Genomic DNA, 16,162 nt, shown 5'->3' with positions numbered 1-16,162 from the left:
ACCGGCGCTCAGGCGAAAGCCACCCCGTACGCCGTGAGCAGCGTGGCCGCGCCCAGGAGCACCGCGCCGGCGGACGTCACCCGCCCGCCCAGCTTGCCGCGGCCGGGGAGCAGGTGGACGAAGAATCCACCCGATTGGGCGAGGATCCCGACCAGCAACAGGAAGCACGTGATCCACAACGTCGTGTCCGGCAGCGTCGTGCGGCTGAGGATCTGCAGCGCGACCAAGGCGAGGACCAGCAGGACACCGGCGTGGGCGTGGCCGGCGCGGAACATCGCGCGCTGGTGTTCGGTCAGCTTGCGGTCGCGCAGGACGCCCATGAGCGCGTAGCCGCCGTACATCACGGTCGGCAGCGAGACCAGCGCAATCACCGTGAACACCTGGATCGGTCCGTGCATCGCAACTCCTTCACAAGTAGGCACCCTCACCATAACACTGTTTTAAAACACCGTCACTAAACCAGCTGCTTTCACGTGAAAGTGACCTGGAGGAGCTACCTCCGGATCACCTTCACAGGGAAAGTGACGAGTGGCCCTGGGCGAGGACCAGGAGGGGGTTGCGGAGGGCGGCCAGGGAGGCGAGGGGGTTGCCTTCGACGACCAGGACGTCCGCCGCGAGCCCGGCTCCGAGACGGCCGGTCACCGAGGCGAGGCCCAGGCCGGCGGCGCTGTCCTCGGTCGCGATCTCGAGGATCCGGCGCCGCGGGAAGCCGAGCCATTCGTAGAGTTCCAGCGCGCCGACGGGGTCGTCGAACACCGAGCCGGGCAGGCCCGCGTCGGTTCCGGACAGCAGCCGGACGCCGTGCTCCTCGAGCCACGGCAGCCGCCCGTACATCGCCTGCGCGACGTCGTCACCCAGCTTCTCGACGATCACCCGCCAGTTGCGGCTGCTCGTCGAGCACGCCGAGATGCCGTCCGCGGCCATCCGCTCGGCCACGTGCGAGCGGCGGTCGAACGAGCGCGGCCCGGTCAGGAAGCTGCAGTGCTCCACCGTCGAAACCCCGGCCTCGACGGCCGCCTCGATCGCGTCGGCGCCGTGGGCGTGCGCCGCCACCGGCAGTCCGTGCGAAGCCGCATGCGAAACGACCACGCGCAGCTGCCGGGCGTCGAACTGCGACTCCCACATGTCGGCGCCGCCTTCGGTGAGCTGCCCGCCGCTGGCCATCACCTTGATCACGTCCGCGCCCGCGGCGGCGTTGGCGTCGATCAGGGCGCGGATTTCGTCGTCGGAAGCCGTTGCGCCACCGAAAAAGTGACCATGGCCGCCCGGCACGGTGATCGGTGGGCCCGACACCAGCAGCCGCGGCGCGGGGGAACCCCCGAACGAGCGCCGGACGGCCGCGCCGAGGTGCCCGCGGTCGCCGAGGTCCCGCACGGTCGTGACGCCGCTGCGCAGCATCGCCGTGAGCCGCGAGCGCGCGCCGTCCAGGAGGTCTTCGCTTTCGGAGAAGTGAGCCAGCATCTCGCGGGACGCGTCGAACGCCAGGTGCACGTGGACGTTGAACAGCCCGGCCAGCGCGGTCCCGGTGGGGAAGTCGTGCCGGGACGCGTCCGGTGCGGCCTGCGCGACGACGTCCGCGCGCGGACCCGCCGCGACGAGCACGCCGTCGCGCACCAGCACGGCGCCGTCTTCGATCGGGGTGGCCGGCCGCGGCAGCACCCGGCCGGCGGTGATCAGGGTGTCCACGTCACTTCCCGTCCGCCATCGCGGCCGACAGCGCGAGCAGCGGCCGGACGTCGGATTCGATGTCGTCCGCCCCGGCGGGCAGGACCTGCTTGGCGCGGCCGTCGCTGGCCTCGCCCTCCGAGTGCCGCCGCAGCGCCGCCTTCAGCGCGGCCGCCGCGGCGCCGGGATCTTCGGCGACGACCTCGCCGAAGTCCGCGTCCAGGTACGGCGACAGCTGCACCAGACCGTCCCGGATCTCGATCACCCGGCGGTAGCGCACGCGGTGGGTGCCGCGGGGGGACAGCCGGTCGCCGCGACGCGGCGGGGTCCGCAGCACGATGCTGGGGAACGCCTCGACCAGGACCGTCCACAAGGGACCCAGTGCCTCGTGCTCGCGCCGGTGCTGGCGTCGGCGGCGCAACGCCGAGACCCGGGCCCGCACCCCCGGGTAGGTGACGCCGGCGAGGAAGAGCATCCCGCCGACGATCACGAACGGCACGCCGAGCAGCAGCAGGATCTTCACGACGGGCCCGAACACCCACGCCACCGCGATGTACAGCGCGCGGCAGATGCTGCCGACGGCCGCGCTGGCCATCCCGAGCGCGCCCAGCCGCAGGCCGATCCGCAGGTTCCGGTCGGCCACCCGCAGGTACCGCACGATCCAGGCCGTGCAGGCGATGAGGCCGTAGATCAGGTACAGCCCGGCGCCGAGGTAGAAGACCGCGATCCCGCTGTCGTGGATGGTCGAGGGCCCCAGCGGCAGCCCGCGCAGCTCCGGCCGGGTCGAGCTCATCGCGACGACCATCAGGACGATCGCCGCCGCCAGCGGGATCAGCTCGACCACCACCCGGCGGTACCGGCGGGGGCCGAGCGTCGAGCCGAGGAAGAAGATCACCAGCGCGCAGAGCGCGCACGCCAGCAGCGCGTTGTTCACCACCCGCGCCGCACCCCGGCCCAGCAGCGCGTCGACTTCGTCGGCGAGCACCGGCTGCTGCAGCAGGAACGCCGCCGCGAACCCGGCCACGCACGCGGTGACGGCCCAGTTCGGCACGGTCGGCGCGCGCGTCACCTGGTAGATCCGCCACGCGAGCGCGGCGGCGAACAGCACCAGCGCGATCAGGTTCACCGGGCTGAGAAGTGTGTTCACAACCACCCTTGATGATCGCCGAGCGCACCCTGGATCCGGCGGAGATCCCGGTCAGCGGCGCGCCGGGGGATCGTGTAGTTCAGGACCGACGCCCATTCGAGGATGATCGTCGCGACCGTTTCGGCTTCCCACTCGTGCGCGTCATCGTAGGACGAGCGGCGCAGCGCGCGGTGCACGGCATCCGGGTCGAGATCGGGAGCCGGGCCGCGCAGGAAGTCCGCCGGTGCGGCGTCGCCGTGCGGGTGGTGGTCGGCCAGCATGTGCCCGAGCTCGTGCAGGATGATGTGGTCCTGGTGCGTTTTCGTCGTTTCGGCCTGGTAGAAGATGTAGTCCGCGGACGACGTCGCGATCCAGCAGCCGAACGGCCCCGGCACTTCGAGCGGGTACGCCAGCAGCCGGATCGGCTTCCCGCGCCGCTCGCCCAGCCGCGCGCACAGCACCTCGACGTCCAGCGGTGGCTCGATGTCGAGGTCCTTGAGCAGCTTCCGGCAGCGGCGGCGCAGCTCGCGCTCCTTCATTGCAGGGTGCTTCCCGGGCCCCGGCCCTCGCGTTCGGCCCGCTCGTAGCGCTCGACGAGCTCCAGCAGGTCCATCACCTGGCGCCGGCCCTGCGGGGACAGCTCCTGGGCGCGCATCGCCATCAGCTGGGCCTCACCCGCGGGCGGCGTGGCCACCTCTTCGTCGAAGAAGTACGTCACCGGTACGCCGAACAGCCTCGCCAGCGCCTCGACGTAGTGGATCTTCGGGTTGACCCGCTTGCCCGTCGCGAGCTGCTGCAGGTAGGCGGGTGACATCGCCGGGCCGCCCGCCCGCTCGACGGCGGCCGAGATCTCCCGGTAGCTGTGCGGTGCGCGGCCGTCCGCCCGGGCGGCCTCGATCAGGGCGCCCAGCCGCTCGGCAAAGGTGCGTTCCCGTGCCATCTCCACCCCCTGGAATCCAGCCGCGGGAATTCTAGCCGGAAAACCACTGTACGCACATGTTGACAGTTGCTGTATGCAGTGGTTTACAGTTGGCTCGCCTCTCGCCTGACCCTCCGTGCCCTGGGGGTGCACGGAACGGCTCAGGCGAGAGGTTGTCGCGCCCTCGACTCGTCATGATCGGCCGTCTGTAGTACGCTTCATACGTCAAGGTTGATCGCCCTCGGGCGAACCCTTGGCCACGGCCTGTTGCCGGAGGTCGACCCCCAGGGCTTCCGGTGACAGGCCCCTTACTTTTTCCGGCCTGTCCGGTCAATCCAGCAGCGTGGCGGCCAGCGTGCCGCCCAGTTCGGTGCACGCGTCGAGGGTGCTTTTGCCCGGTTCACCCGTGGAGATGACGGATTCCGCCGCTTTGGCCCACGCCAGACCCGTCGTGATGGCCAGCAGTTGCCGTTCCGTGCCCGAAGTGTCGCTATTGCCGTGAATCCAGTACCCGAACGGGCGGCCTCGCGTCTCGTCCAGGCACGGGTAGTAGATCGTGTCGAAAAAGTGCTTCAGCGCGCCGCTCATGCTGCCCAGGTTCGCCGGCGTGCCCAGCAGGTAGCCGTCCGCCTCCAGGACGTCGGGGGCGGTGGCCGCCAGCGCCGCGCGGCGGACCACCTCCACCCCTGCGACGTCCGGGTGCGTTGCCCCGGCCACGACCGCCTCGAACAGCGCCTGCGTCGACGGCGACGGCGTGTGGTGCACGATCAGCAGCCTCGGCATCAGGCGAGCAGCTCCTCGACGTCCGCCCGCAACGCGGTCAGCCGCTCCTGCGCCGCCTCGCGCGCGTCGGCCAGTGCGTCCGTCACCGGGGCCACCACCTGCAGGTACGCCTTCAGCTTCGGCTCGGTCCCGGACGGCCGCACGACCACGCGGACGCCGTCGCCGGTCAGCCGCACGACATCGGCGCCGGGCAGCAGGTCTTCGAGACCGACCTCGACGCCGCCGAGCCGCGGCGGCGGGGTCGCCCGCACCTTCGCCATCAGCTGCCCGCGGACGGCGAGATCGGTGACCCGCAGCGAAACCTGGTCGGTCAGGTGGACGCCGTGGCGCTGCGCCAGTTCGTCGAGCACGTCCAGCGGCGTGCGGCCCTGCGCCTTCAGCTGCGCGGCGAGCCCCGCGGCGAGCGTCGCGGCGGCGATGCCGTCCTTATCGCGCACGAAGCCCGGGTTCACGCACAGCCCGAGCGCCTCTTCGTAGGCGAACACCAATTCTTCGCCGGCTCGGACCAGCCACTTGAAGCCGGTCAACGTCTCGGCGTACCGGGCTCCTTCGGCCTTCGCGATTTCGCCGAGCATCGACGACGACACGATCGTGGTGGCCACCAGCGGGTCCGGCAGCACCGTGCGGTCCACTGTGGATAAAACGTGCGAGCCGAGCAGCACGCCGGTTTCGTCGCCGCGCAGCATGCGCCACCGCCCGTCCCGCTCGCGCACGCCGAGCGCGCACCGGTCGGCGTCCGGGTCGAGCGCGACGGCCAGGTCGGCGTCCACATCGGACGCCAGCGCCAGCAGCAGGTCCGTCGCGCCCGGCTCTTCGGGGTTCGGGAACGACACGGTCGGGAAGTCCGGGTCCGGCGCGGCCTGGGCGCCGACCAGGTGCAGGTCGGTGAAGCCGGCCCGCTCGAACGCCGCCTGCAGCGTGCCGGCGCCGACGCCGTGCAACGCCGTCGCGGCCACCCGCACCGCGCGCTCGTGGCCCAACGGCAGCGTCGCCACCTCGTCGAGGTACCGGTCGAGCAGGTCGACGACCTCGGCACCGGGCGCCCGCGGCACGTCGGCGGCGGACGGCGCGGCCTCGATGGCGCGCTCGATCTCGCCGTCGGACGGCGGGACGATCTGGCCGCCGGTGGCGTCGTAGAGCTTGTACCCGTTGTCCGCCGGGGGGTTGTGCGACGCGGTGATCTGGATCCCGGCCACCGCGCCGAGCCGGCCGACGGCGAACGCGAGCACCGGCGTCGGCAACGGGCGGGGGAAGACCTTGACGTCGAAGCCGGCCGCGGTCAGCACCTCGGCGGCGGCCGTCGCGAAGGCTTCCGACCCGTGGCGCGCGTCGCGGCCGACGACGACCAGCGCACCGGCGTGCCCGTGCGCCTTCAGCCACTCCGCGACCCCGGCCGTCGTGCGGGTGACGACGGCGACGTTCATCCCGTTCGGCCCGGCACGCACCGGGCCGCGCAGGCCGGCGGTGCCGAATTCGAGCGGCCCGGCCAGCCGGTCGGCCAGGTCTTCGGCGGCCTGGAGGTCGCTGTCCGCGCGGGCCAGCACGGCCTCGAGTTCGGCGCGGGTGGCGGGGTCCGGATCGGCGGCGATCCAGCGGGAAGCGGCGTCATGCAGGGTGGAATCCGATGTCACCGCGCCAGCCTACGGGCTATGGTCGGGTAGGTGCGCTTACTCTTCACTTCACTGGGGTCCTTCGGCCACACCTTCCCGCTCGTCCCGCTGGCGGTCGCCGCGCGCGAGGCGGGCCACGACGTCGTCTTCGCCACCTCGGAAGACTTCCTGCCGCAGCTGACGAAAGCCGGGCTCGAAACGGCGGCCGCCGGGCTCGCCATCAAGGACGCGTTCGGACAGGCGTTCGGCGAGGTGTTCGGCGAGGCGGGCCCGCCCGGCCCGCCGGGGGAAATCCCGCGGGAGGTGCTCTTCCCGGTCGTCGCGAAGGTGTTCGGCGAGGTGATGCCGAAGCGGTTCGTCGCCGACCTGCTGCCGCTGTTCGAGCACGTCCGCCCCGACCTGGTGGTGAGTGAGGCGGGCAATTCGGGCGGCGCGTTCGCCGCCATGAAGGCCGGGCTCCCGGTGGTGGCCCACGGTTTCGGCCGCGTTTCGACCGACGACCCGATGACCGGCCAGATCCGGGACGCGGTCCGCGAGCACGGCGCTTCGCTGGGCCTCGAGGTCGACGACGACCTGACCTTCGGCGGCCCGTTCGTCGACATCTGCCCGGAGTCGGTGCAGGACCCGGGTTTCCTGGCCCGCACCCGCCGGGTGCCGCTGCGCCCGGTCGGCTGGAGCGAGCCGGGCGAGCTGCCGCCGGGCGTGCTCGGCAAGCGGCGTCCGCTGGTCTACCTGACGCTGGGCACGGCGATGGGGCACGCGGGTGTGCTCACCGAGGCGATCACCGGTCTGTCCGGTTTGGACGTCGACGTCCTGGTCGCCACCGGCCCGTCGCTGCCCGAGAACGCGCTGGGCGAGGTCCCGGCGAACGTCCGGCTCGAGGCGTGGGTCCCGCAGGCGGCGCTGCTCCCGCACGTCGACCTGGTGGTCCACCACGGCGGCAGCGGCACGACGCTCGGCGCGTTCGCCGCGGCCCTGCCCCAGCTCCTGCTGCCCCAGGGCGCGGACCAGTTCACCAACGCGGAGGCGGTGTTCGCGGCCGGCGTCGGCGACCGCCTGCTCGGCACCGAGGTCACGGCCGAGGCCGTCGCCACCAAGGCCCGTCACCTGCTCACGGACACCTCGGTCCGCGACGCGGCTCGCACCTTGGCCGCCGAAGTCGCGGCCATGCCGTCCCCGGCCGACGTCGCCGCCGAACTCCCAGCGCTGGCCTGAAGCGCCCCAATGTGGCCTTGGTTGCGTTCAACGCACCCAAGGTGGCCTTCGGTGCGTTCAACGCACCGAAGGCCACATTGGGGCGCTCGGGGTCAGGCGCGGGTGACGAGCTCCCGGAGGAGGGTGCCCATCTGGATGGCCGCCGCTCGGCCGGCTTCCAGGACTTCTTCGTGGTTCAGCGGTTCGCCGGTCATGCCCGCGGCGAGGTTCGTCACCAGGGACAGGCCGAAGACCTCGACGCCGGCCGCGCGGGCGGCGATCGCCTCCAGCACCGTCGACATGCCGACCAGGTCCGCGCCCAGCGTGCGCAGCATGTGGATTTCCGCCGGCGTCTCGAAGTGCGGCCCGGTCAGGCCCGCGTAGACGCCTTCTTCGAGCGACGGGTCGATTTCGCGGGCGATGTCCCGCAGCCGCGCCGAGTACAGGTCCGTCAGGTCGACGAAGTTCGCGCCGACGATCGGCGAGCGCGCGGTCAGGTTCAGGTGGTCCGAAATCAGCACCGGCTGACCCACGTGGAAGCCCTCGCGCAGGCCGCCCGCGGCGTTCGTCAGCAGCACCGACCGGACGCCGGCCGCCGCCGCGGTGCGCACGTTGTGCACCACTCGGTCGACGCCCTTGCCCTCGTAGAAGTGCGTCCGGCCCAGCATCACCAGTACGTTCTTGTCCCCGACCTTCAGCGAGCGGATGGTGCCGCCGTGGCCCACCGCGCCGGGCGTGGTGAAGCCGGGCAGTTCGGCGAACGGGATCTCCGTTTCGCACTCCCCGATGACGTCCGCCGCCGGGCGCCAGCCCGAACCCAGGACCACCGCGATGTCGTGCGCGTCCACGCCGGTGCGCTTGGCGATGGCGGCCGCGGCTTCGTGTTCACTCATGCGAGGGAGCGTATCCGGACGCTCCGCACCACCAGGAACACCACCAGCCCGAACGGCGAAAGGAAGATCGTCACCAGCAGGATCGGGCTCACGATCCACGGCGAGATCTCCAGCGAGCGCCCTTCGAAGTACATCCACCGCGCGATGAACAGGTCGAACGCGATGAGGTGCGCCCAGACGAGCCCGGCACCCCACGGCGTGGCCAGCAGTGTCTGCAGGACGCCGAGGTCGGGCCGGAGCATCGCCTGCCCCCACTCGGCGAAGTGCGGCAGCACCAGCCCGAAGTAGCACACCAGCGGCAGCAGCGGCACCCACGGCGACGCCATGATCCGCGCCGTCCGGTGCCAGTTCGGGGCCAGGATCAGCAGCGCCCAGAACGGCACCGCCAGCGGGAAGGCCAGGTCGAAGAGGCTCATCGGACGCGCACCGCGGCCCACGAACCCAGCCCGGTCACCGCGGCCAGCAGCGCGAACGCCCAGAGCGTCGCCGCGTCCGGGTGCACGATCGACTGCGCCCGCAGCGCCTGCCACGTGACCAGCGCGATCAGGCCCGCGTACCCGGCCGCGCCGACCAGGACGAGCCGAGCGCGCACGACGTCGTCACGCAGCCGCGGGAACCGCGAGGCCAGCGCCGCCAGCGCGATGGCGAGCAGCGGCAGGAACTGCAGTGCGTGCATCCCGACGAAGTGCGGGATCCGCAGGTCGCCGCCGACCGTGCTCCAGCCGAGGATCGGCAGGCCGGGGCCGCCGTCTTCGAGCCCGACGGTGTGCCCGCCGACCATGTCCTGCGGTTCGCCGATCCGCCACTGCGCGAGCTGCTGCGCGGTCGGGCTCGTCATCAGCTGGCCGAGCGTGATCCCCACCAGCGACAACGCCGCCCCGGTGCGCACCGCCCAGAACGACGCGCGGTCGGGCACCTTCGTGAACAGCACCAGCACCGTGAGCACCAGGGTGGCGCCCCAGAGCACGGCGATCAGCACGGCCATGGTGCCGAAGATCGCGGCGTCCTGCGGGGTCGAGACGTTGAAGTGGCTCACGCGGCCGCGCACGGCCTGGAAGACCAGGAGGACGTACTCGGCGGCGAAGATCACGATCAGCAGGTTCGTGAGCCGGTTCGCCGTGCGGTGGAACTTCGGCAGCAGCGAGACGAGCCAGCTCCAGGTGGCGAAGTACAGCGCTCCGGAGACGGCGAACTTGAACGGCTTCGCCCAGATCGGCGCGCCCGCCAGGGTCCGCTGGTCGAGCAGCAGGGCCGCGACGCACAGCACCGCCAGCACCCCGTAGACAGCGGCCGCGAGCGTGGACGGCCGGTGCCACCTGTTCGTTCTGCTCCGGAGATCGGCAAGGATGGTCATGGTTCCTCCCAGAACGGATAGTCAAGCTCTCCGTTATGGGAAGTTAAACTATCCATGCTGAGAAATCTTCAGGGTTGTCCCCCGAGACGGACCCGGGATCGGAGCGGAAACGCATGCGGATGGCCGAACTGAGCGCCGAGTCCGGGGTGCCGGTCGCGACCGTCAAGTACTACCTGCGCGAGGGCCTGCTCCCGCCCGGCGAGCGCACCAGCCCGAACCAGGCGCGGTACTCCGCCGCGCACGTGCAGCGGCTGCGGCTGATCAAGGCGCTCACCGAAGTCGGCGGGCTGCCGCTGGCCTCGGTCGGCGTCGTGCTGGGCGCGATCGACGGCGACGAGACGCCGCACCGGACGATGGGCGTCGTCCAGCAGGAACTGGCCGGGCCCCCGCCGAAGGTGTCCGGCGAGGCCGCCGAATGGGCGTCCGGGCGGCTGGCGGACCTCGTGCGGCGCCACGGCTGGAAGGCGCACCCGCCGGAACACCGCACGATGGCGAACCTCGTCGCGGCGCTGGCGACGGCCAAGGAGCTGGGGCAGGAGACACTGACCGAACGGCTGGAGGAGTACGCCGGCCTGGCGATGCGCATCGCCGAACTCGACGTCGAGGTGGTGGCCGGGCTGACCTCGCTGGACAAGATCATCGAGACCGGGGTGGTCGCCACCGTGCTCGGCGACCGGATCTTCGCCGGCCTGCGCCACCTCGCGCAGGAGCAGGTCTCCCGCACGGTGCTCGGCGGTTAGTCCGAGACGCTCAGCGTCGGGGCGACCCGGTCGAAGACGTCCTGGCGGCCCGAGTTCTCCTGCTCGGCGGGCACGGTGACCGACAGGATCCACAGGCTGGTGCCCGCCTGGGTCAGGTTCATGAAGGTCACGCGGGTGCCGCCACCCCCGTCGCTTTCCGGCAGGGTGCCGCCCTCGGCGAGGCGGTAGGTCAGCGTCGTGCCCTTGCCCCCCGGCAAGGGCGACGGCGGGAACAGGAAGAACGCGTTGCCCGGGTAGGAGCCCTTCAGCCAGCCGATGTACTCGTCGTCGCTGGGGAACTTGGCGAAGTACGCCGCCAGCCGTTCGACCCGCAGCGACCGGCGGCCGTCGGGCGAGACGTACTGGACGGCCGTGCTGGCCCCGAACTTCGTCGTCGTGTGCGGGGCGACGAACTTCTGCCAGCCCTCGGGCACCTGGAGGCCGAACTGCCCGCCGTTGCCGGTCACGTAGCTCGCGTCGCCGGACTGCTGCACCAGCGACGGCGGCGGGACGTCGGTCGGGCCGTTCGACGTGCCGCGCGGGGCGGCGTCCGGCGGCAGCAGCGACTGGCCGCCGACCGTCCTGGCCAGCGCGAACCCGCCGCCCGCGGCGAGGAGGAAGAGCAGGATCGCCACCGCGATGAGCACGGCAGTGGCCGTGGAGCTGCGTCGCGCCGGCCGCGGCGGCGCGACGAACACCGTCGGCGGACCCGAGGCCGGCGCCGGGGCGGGCGGGCGCAGGAACGGCAGCGGGCCCGGATCGGCGGCCAGCTCGCTGCTCGACGCTTCGGCCTTCTTCTCCGCCTTGCCCTGCGCCTTCTCGGGCAGGACGGTCTTGATCACCTGGGTGTCGGTCGCGTCCGGCTGCGCGGACGTCTTCTTGCCGTCCGGGGTGTGGAACAGCTCGGGCCCGAACAGGTCGAGCGGCGTCTTCGTCTGCAGCGGGTACAGCCGGTGCCGGACCTCGCGCAGCGTGATCCGCTGGGCGGGCTCCTTCTTCATCAGCGCGCCGATGACGTCGGCCAGCGGGCCGGCCTTCGGCTGCGGCACCTTCCCGTTGACGACCTTGCCGACCGTCTCCAGCGGATCGCCGTCGGCGTCGTACGGCGGCGCGCCCTCGACCGCGGCGAACAGCGTCGCGCCGAGGCCCCACAAGTCCGCGGCCGGCGTGACGGCGCCGCCGGAGGCCACTTCCGGCGCGATGTAGGCGGGCGAGCCGAGCATGATCCCGGTGCGGGTCATGGTCGCCTCGGAGACGTTGCGGGCGATGCCGAAGTCGGTCAGCTTGATCCGGCCGTCGCTGGCCACCAGGACGTTGCCCGGCTTGACGTCACGGTGGGTGATCCCGGCCGCGTGCGCGGCCTCCAGCGCGGACGCCACGGCGATGCCGACCGCGGCGGCCTGCCCGACGGTCAGCGGCCCGTGGTCGCGCAGGATGTGCGCCAGGCTGCGCGAGGGCAGCAGCTCCATCACCACGAACGGCTGGTCGTCCTCGCGGGCGACGTCGTGCAGGATGATCACGTTGGGGTGGGAGAGCACGGCGATCGCGCGTGCCTCGCGCAGCGTGCGCTCCCGCAGCTCGTCCGCCTGCGACGCCGGGATGCCCGGCGGCACCTTCATCTCCTTGACGGCCACCTGCCGGTGCAGGAACTCGTCGTAGGCCGACCAGACGGTGCCCATCGATCCGGAGCCGAGCACCGAACGCAGCCGGTAGCGACCGGCGACCACTCGTGTCTCTTCGCTGGAGGGGGGCACCCGCCAATTGTGGCGTACCCCCGCCCCCGGCCCCTAACCTGCCCGTGCCGTCCCCCTGGCGCGACCAGACTCACAGGTCGAACGCGGCGAGTGCCTCTACCATCACAGGTTATGACTGATGTGGCCGGTCCGGAGTCGGTGCCGATCTCCGAGCTCGACCTCGCGGCGGAGTTTCCCCAGGCGACGCGTGCGCAGTGGCAAGAGCTGGTCGCGGGCGTGCTGCGCAAGAGCGGGAAGCTGCCGGAGGACTTCGCGGGCGCCCCGGAGAGCAAGCTCGTCACGCGGACCTACGACGGGATCGAGATCCAGCCGCTGTACACGGCCGAGGACGTCCCCGGCGACATCGGCTTCCCGGGCCTGCCGCCGTACGTGCGCGGCTCGCGGCCGGACGGCCAGGTCGGCACCGGCTGGGACGTCCGCGCCCGGTTCGCCGGCGAAGACGGCCGGGCGGTCAACAAGGCCATCCTCGCCGACCTCGAAGGCGGCGTGACGTCGGTCTGGCTCTCGGTGCCGCCGCCGGCGCTGGCCGACGCGCTGAACGAGGTCTACCTCGACCTCGCGCCCGTGGTCCTGGACGCGGGTGCGCAGTACGAGGCCGCCGCTTCCGAGTTGCTGGCGCTGTTCACCGAGCGGGAGATCCCGGCGAGCGAAGCCGCCGCCGTGCTGGGCGCCGACCCGATCGGGCTGGCGGCCCGGTCCGGTTCCGCCGTGGCGCTGGAACCGGCGGCCGCGCTCGCGGCGCGTGTCGCCGGGAAGTACCCGAACGTGCGGACGATCGTCGCCGACGGCCTCCCGTTCCACGAAGCGGGCGGCTCGGACGCGCAGGAGCTGGGGGCACTGGTCGCCGCCGGCGTCACCTACCTGCGCGCGCTGACCGACGCGGGGCTGGCCGTCGAAGCCGCCGCCGGGCAGCTGGAGTTCCGGCTCGCCGCGACCGCCGACCAGTTCTCCACCATCGCGAAGCTGCGCGCGGCGCGTCGCCTGTGGGCCCGCGTCGCCGAGGTCTGCGGCTTCACCTCGCCCATGCGCCAGCACGCCGTGACGTCGCCGGCCATGCTGACCAGGCGCGATCCCTGGGTGAACATGCTGCGCACGACCGTCGCCTGCTTCGGCGCGGGCGTCGGCGGCGCGGACGCGGTCACCGTGCTGCCGTTCGACGCGGCGATCGGCCGTCCCGAGAACACCTCTGCCTTTTCCGCGCGGATCGCCCGCAACACCCACGCCGTGCTCCTGGAGGAGTCGAAGCTGGCCGGCGTGGCCGACCCGGCGGGCGGCTCCTGGTACGTCGAGAAGCTCACCGACGACCTCGCGCACGCGGCCTGGGCCGAGTTCACCGCCATCGAAGGCGCGGGCGGCCTGGTCGCCGAGCTCGCGTCCGGCGCGCTCGCCGGGCGGCTGGCTTCGACGTGGGAGAAGCGCTCGAAGCGGATCGCCACCCGCCGCGACCCGCTCACCGGCGTCAGCGAGTACCCGAACCTGGCCGAGAAGCCGGTGGTCCGGGAGCCCGTCGAGGCCACGGTGGACGGCGGCCTGCCGCGGCACCGGTACGCCGAAGGCTTCGAAGCCCTGCGGGACGCTTCGGACGCGTACCTCGCTTCGCACGGCGAGCGGCCGAAGATCTTCCTCGCGACGCTCGGCCCCGTCGCCGCGCACACCGCGCGGGCCGGGTTCGCCGCCAACCTGTTCCAGGCGGGCGGGATCGAAGCCGTCAACCCGGGTGCGACCGACGACCTGCCCGGCGCGTTCCGCGCGTCCGGCGCTCGCATCGCCTGCCTCTGCGGCACCGACGACGCCTACGCGGCCCAGGCGGCCGACGTCGCCGCGGCCCTCGGCGCCGAGTACGTCCTGCTGGCGGGGAAGGGCGCCTACGACGGCGTGGACGGGAACGTCTTCGCCGGCTGCGACGCCCTGGAAGTCCTCGACGGCCTGCACGCCAAGCTGGGAGTAGCGCGATGACCATCCCGAACTTCGCCGGTCTCGACCTCGGCACGCCGTCGCCGGGTGACCGCGACACGTGGGCACGCGCGGTGGAGAGCGCCACCGGCAAGGGCCCCGACGCCCTGGCCTGGGAAACGCCCGAGGGCATCGGCGTCAAACCCGTCTACACCGCCACCGACCTGTCCGACGTGGACTTCCTCGGCACGTACCCCGGCATCGCGCCCTTCCTGCGCGGCCCGTACCCGACGATGTACGTCAACCAGCCGTGGACCATCCGCCAGTACGCCGGGTTCTCCACCGCCGAGGAGTCCAACGCCTTCTACCGGCGCAACCTCGCCGCCGGCCAGAAAGGGCTTTCGGTCGCCTTCGACCTGGCCACCCACCGCGGCTACGACTCCGACCACCCGCGCGTCTCCGGCGACGTCGGCATGGCGGGCGTCGCGATCGACTCCATCTACGACATGCGCCAGCTCTTCGACGGCATCCCCCTGGACAAGATGTCGGTGTCCATGACGATGAACGGCGCGGTGCTGCCGGTGCTCGCGCTGTACGTCGTCGCGGCCGAGGAGCAGGGCGTCAAACCCGAGCAGCTCGCGGGGACCATCCAGAACGACATCCTCAAGGAGTTCATGGTCCGCAACACCTACATCTACCCGCCGCAGCCGTCGATGCGGATCATCTCCGACATCTTCTCGTTCACTTCGCAGCACATGCCGAAGTACAACTCGATCTCCATCTCCGGCTACCACATGCAGGAAGCCGGCGCGACCGCCGACCTCGAGCTCGCCTACACCCTCGCCGACGGCGTCGAGTACCTCCGCGCGGGCGTCGACGCCGGGCTGGGCGTCGACAAGTTCGCGCCGCGGCTGTCGTTCTTCTGGGCGATCGGCATGAACTTCTTCATGGAGGTCGCGAAGCTGCGGGCCGCGCGCCTGCTGTGGGCGAAGCTGGTGAAGGGCTTCGACCCGGCGTCTCCGAAGTCGCTGTCGCTGCGGACGCACTCCCAGACGTCGGGCTGGTCGCTGACCGCGCAGGACGTCTACAACAACGTCGTCCGGACCTGCGTCGAGGCGATGGCCGCGACCCAGGGGCACACGCAGTCGCTGCACACGAACGCCCTCGACGAGGCCCTCGCGCTGCCGACCGACTTCTCCGCGCGGATCGCCCGCAACACCCAGCTCCTGCTGCAGCAGGAGTCCGGCACCACGCGCGTGATCGACCCGTGGGGTGGCAGCGCCTTCGTCGAGAAGCTGACCTACGACCTCGCGCGCAAGGCGTGGGGCCACATCAGCGAGGTCGAGCAGGCCGGCGGCATGGCCAAGGCGATCGACGCGGGCATCCCGAAGCTGCGCATCGAGGAAGCCGCGGCCCGTACGCAGGCCCGCATCGACTCGGGGCGGCAGCCGGTCATCGGCGTGAACAAGTACCAGGTCACCGCGGACGAAGAGATCGACGTCCTCAAGGTCGACAACGCCGGTGTCCGCGCCCAGCAGCTGGAGAAGCTGCGGCGGCTGCGCTCCGAGCGTGACTCCGCGGCGACCGAAGACGCGCTGCGGCGGCTCACCGAGGGCGCGGGGAACGGCGGCAACCTGCTGGAACTGGCCATCGACGCGGCCCGCGCGAAGGCCACGGTCGGCGAGATCTCCGACGCGCTGGAGAAGATCTGGGGCCGCCACTCCGGCCAGATCCGGACCATCTCGGGGGTGTACCGCGAGGAGGTGGGGAAGACGCAGAACGTCGAAAAGGCCCGTCAGCTGGTCGACGAGTTCGCCGCGGAGGAGGGCCGCCGCCCGCGGATCCTCGTCGCGAAGATGGGCCAGGACGGCCACGACCGCGGCCAGAAGGTGATCGCCACCGGCTTCGCCGACCTCGGCTTCGACGTCGACGTCGGCCCGCTGTTCTCCACCCCGGCCGAGGTGGCGCGGCAGGCGATCGAGGCGGACGTGCACGTCGTCGGCGTCTCGTCGCTGGCCGCCGGGCACCTGTCGCTGGTGCCGGCGCTGCGCCACGAGCTCGCCGAGCTGGGCCGCGAGGACATCATGGTCGTCGTCGGCGGCGTCATCCCGCCGCAGGACTACCCGGCGTTGCGCGAGGCCGGCGCCGCCGCGATCTTCGGCCCCGGCACGGTGCTCGCGGACGCCGCCATCGACCTGCTCGGCCAGCTGTCGGCGCAGGAGTCCTGACCG

General features: G+C 72.0%; 15 protein-coding genes. 4 read left to right on the top strand and 11 right to left on the bottom strand.

Annotation, left to right across the window (positions count from 1 at the left end; all coding sequences use genetic code 11):
• Window positions 1-8: 8 nt before the first annotated feature.
• The 7 genes from ACLJQE_RS13050 to ACLJQE_RS13020 all read right to left on the bottom strand — a co-directional run bounded on the left by ACLJQE_RS13050 (window position 9) and on the right by ACLJQE_RS13020 (window position 6,124).
• Window positions 9-398, bottom strand: a complete 390-nt coding sequence (locus ACLJQE_RS13050; RefSeq protein WP_410639451.1) for a hypothetical protein — start codon at window positions 396-398, stop codon at window positions 9-11.
• A 112-nt stretch (window positions 399-510) separates the two neighbouring features.
• The gene (locus ACLJQE_RS13045; protein ID WP_410639450.1) at window positions 511-1,686 is read right to left on the bottom strand and encodes an amidohydrolase family protein; all 1,176 of its coding nucleotides are present in this window, start codon (window positions 1,684-1,686) and stop codon (window positions 511-513) included.
• A 1-nt stretch (window position 1,687) separates the two neighbouring features.
• A complete protein-coding gene (locus tag ACLJQE_RS13040; protein ID WP_410639449.1) occupies window positions 1,688-2,812 on the bottom strand; it encodes an MAB_1171c family putative transporter in 1,125 nt (374 codons plus the stop codon).
• The gene (locus ACLJQE_RS13035; RefSeq protein WP_410639448.1) at window positions 2,809-3,330 is read right to left on the bottom strand and encodes a hypothetical protein; all 522 of its coding nucleotides are present in this window, start codon (window positions 3,328-3,330) and stop codon (window positions 2,809-2,811) included. Before ACLJQE_RS13035 ends, ACLJQE_RS13040 begins: the two co-directional genes overlap by 4 nt.
• Window positions 3,327-3,731: an XRE family transcriptional regulator gene (locus ACLJQE_RS13030; protein WP_410639447.1), complete on the bottom strand. Its 405-nt coding sequence runs from the start codon at window positions 3,729-3,731 to the stop codon at window positions 3,327-3,329. The genes ACLJQE_RS13035 and ACLJQE_RS13030 overlap by 4 nt, the downstream gene beginning before the upstream one ends.
• 309 nt (window positions 3,732-4,040) lie before the next feature.
• Complete coding sequence (locus ACLJQE_RS13025) at window positions 4,041-4,493, bottom strand: flavodoxin family protein (protein WP_410639446.1); 453 nt, start codon at window positions 4,491-4,493, stop codon at window positions 4,041-4,043.
• Window positions 4,493-6,124, bottom strand: a complete 1,632-nt coding sequence (locus tag ACLJQE_RS13020; protein ID WP_410639445.1) for a phospho-sugar mutase — start codon at window positions 6,122-6,124, stop codon at window positions 4,493-4,495. The genes ACLJQE_RS13025 and ACLJQE_RS13020 overlap by 1 nt, the downstream gene beginning before the upstream one ends.
• 30 nt (window positions 6,125-6,154) lie before the next feature.
• Here ACLJQE_RS13020 and ACLJQE_RS13015 point away from each other — a divergent pair, with 30 nt between their 5' ends.
• Complete coding sequence (locus ACLJQE_RS13015) at window positions 6,155-7,318, top strand: glycosyltransferase (protein WP_410639444.1); 1,164 nt, start codon at window positions 6,155-6,157, stop codon at window positions 7,316-7,318.
• 92 nt (window positions 7,319-7,410) lie between these two features.
• Here the strand turns inward: ACLJQE_RS13015 and ACLJQE_RS13010 are convergent, their stop codons facing one another.
• The 3 genes from ACLJQE_RS13010 to ACLJQE_RS13000 are packed head-to-tail and all read right to left on the bottom strand — an operon-like array spanning window position 7,411 to window position 9,544.
• Window positions 7,411-8,190: a purine-nucleoside phosphorylase gene (locus tag ACLJQE_RS13010; protein WP_410639443.1), complete on the bottom strand. Its 780-nt coding sequence runs from the start codon at window positions 8,188-8,190 to the stop codon at window positions 7,411-7,413.
• On the bottom strand, window positions 8,187-8,606 hold the full coding sequence (locus tag ACLJQE_RS13005) for an ABA4-like family protein (RefSeq protein ID WP_410639442.1): 420 nt from the start codon (window positions 8,604-8,606) through the stop codon (window positions 8,187-8,189). The genes ACLJQE_RS13010 and ACLJQE_RS13005 overlap by 4 nt, the downstream gene beginning before the upstream one ends.
• Complete coding sequence (locus ACLJQE_RS13000; RefSeq protein WP_410639441.1) at window positions 8,603-9,544, bottom strand: hypothetical protein; 942 nt, start codon at window positions 9,542-9,544, stop codon at window positions 8,603-8,605. Before ACLJQE_RS13000 ends, ACLJQE_RS13005 begins: the two co-directional genes overlap by 4 nt.
• Before the next feature lie 113 nt (window positions 9,545-9,657).
• Between ACLJQE_RS13000 and ACLJQE_RS12995 the strand changes: the two genes are divergently transcribed.
• On the top strand, window positions 9,658-10,284 hold the full coding sequence (locus ACLJQE_RS12995) for a MerR family transcriptional regulator (RefSeq protein ID WP_410639440.1): 627 nt from the start codon (window positions 9,658-9,660) through the stop codon (window positions 10,282-10,284).
• Here the strand turns inward: ACLJQE_RS12995 and ACLJQE_RS12990 are convergent.
• On the bottom strand, window positions 10,281-11,963 hold the full coding sequence (locus ACLJQE_RS12990) for a serine/threonine-protein kinase (protein WP_410639787.1): 1,683 nt from the start codon (window positions 11,961-11,963) through the stop codon (window positions 10,281-10,283). The two genes, ACLJQE_RS12995 and ACLJQE_RS12990, sit on opposite strands and share 4 nt — an antisense overlap.
• A 186-nt stretch (window positions 11,964-12,149) precedes the next feature.
• Here ACLJQE_RS12990 and ACLJQE_RS12985 point away from each other — a divergent pair, with 186 nt between their 5' ends.
• Together ACLJQE_RS12985 and scpA are read left to right on the top strand one after the other, a co-directional pair.
• On the top strand, window positions 12,150-13,994 hold the full coding sequence (locus ACLJQE_RS12985) for a methylmalonyl-CoA mutase family protein (protein ID WP_410639439.1): 1,845 nt from the start codon (window positions 12,150-12,152) through the stop codon (window positions 13,992-13,994).
• The gene (gene scpA, locus ACLJQE_RS12980) at window positions 13,991-16,159 is read left to right on the top strand and encodes a methylmalonyl-CoA mutase (protein ID WP_410639438.1); all 2,169 of its coding nucleotides are present in this window, start codon (window positions 13,991-13,993) and stop codon (window positions 16,157-16,159) included. The genes ACLJQE_RS12985 and scpA overlap by 4 nt, the downstream gene beginning before the upstream one ends.
• Window positions 16,160-16,162 lie beyond the last annotated feature (3 nt).

This window comes from Amycolatopsis sp. lyj-346 (assembly GCF_046548975.1).
Taxonomy (GTDB): Bacteria; Actinomycetota; Actinomycetes; order Mycobacteriales; family Pseudonocardiaceae; genus Amycolatopsis.
This window is presented reverse-complemented; position numbering and strand designations above follow the sequence as displayed.

Excerpts from the sequence above, each read along its gene's own strand:
- ACLJQE_RS13050 (WP_410639451.1), bottom strand. The coding sequence starts at position 398 with ATGCACGGACCGATCCAGGTGTTCACGGTGATTGCGCTGGTCTCGCTG.
- ACLJQE_RS13035 (WP_410639448.1), bottom strand. The coding sequence starts at position 3,330 with ATGAAGGAGCGCGAGCTGCGCCGCCGCTGCCGGAAGCTGCTCAAGGAC.
- ACLJQE_RS13030 (WP_410639447.1), bottom strand. The coding sequence starts at position 3,731 with ATGGCACGGGAACGCACCTTTGCCGAGCGGCTGGGCGCCCTGATCGAG.
- ACLJQE_RS13025 (WP_410639446.1), bottom strand. The coding sequence starts at position 4,493 with ATGCCGAGGCTGCTGATCGTGCACCACACGCCGTCGCCGTCGACGCAG.
- ACLJQE_RS13010 (WP_410639443.1), bottom strand. The coding sequence starts at position 8,190 with ATGAGTGAACACGAAGCCGCGGCCGCCATCGCCAAGCGCACCGGCGTG.
- ACLJQE_RS13005 (WP_410639442.1), bottom strand. The coding sequence starts at position 8,606 with ATGAGCCTCTTCGACCTGGCCTTCCCGCTGGCGGTGCCGTTCTGGGCG.
- ACLJQE_RS13000 (WP_410639441.1), bottom strand. The coding sequence starts at position 9,544 with ATGACCATCCTTGCCGATCTCCGGAGCAGAACGAACAGGTGGCACCGG.
- ACLJQE_RS12995 (WP_410639440.1), top strand. The coding sequence starts at position 9,658 with ATGCGGATGGCCGAACTGAGCGCCGAGTCCGGGGTGCCGGTCGCGACC.
- ACLJQE_RS12990 (WP_410639787.1), bottom strand. The coding sequence starts at position 11,963 with ATGGGCACCGTCTGGTCGGCCTACGACGAGTTCCTGCACCGGCAGGTG.
- ACLJQE_RS12985 (WP_410639439.1), top strand. The coding sequence starts at position 12,150 with ATGACTGATGTGGCCGGTCCGGAGTCGGTGCCGATCTCCGAGCTCGAC.
- scpA (WP_410639438.1), top strand. The coding sequence starts at position 13,991 with ATGACCATCCCGAACTTCGCCGGTCTCGACCTCGGCACGCCGTCGCCG.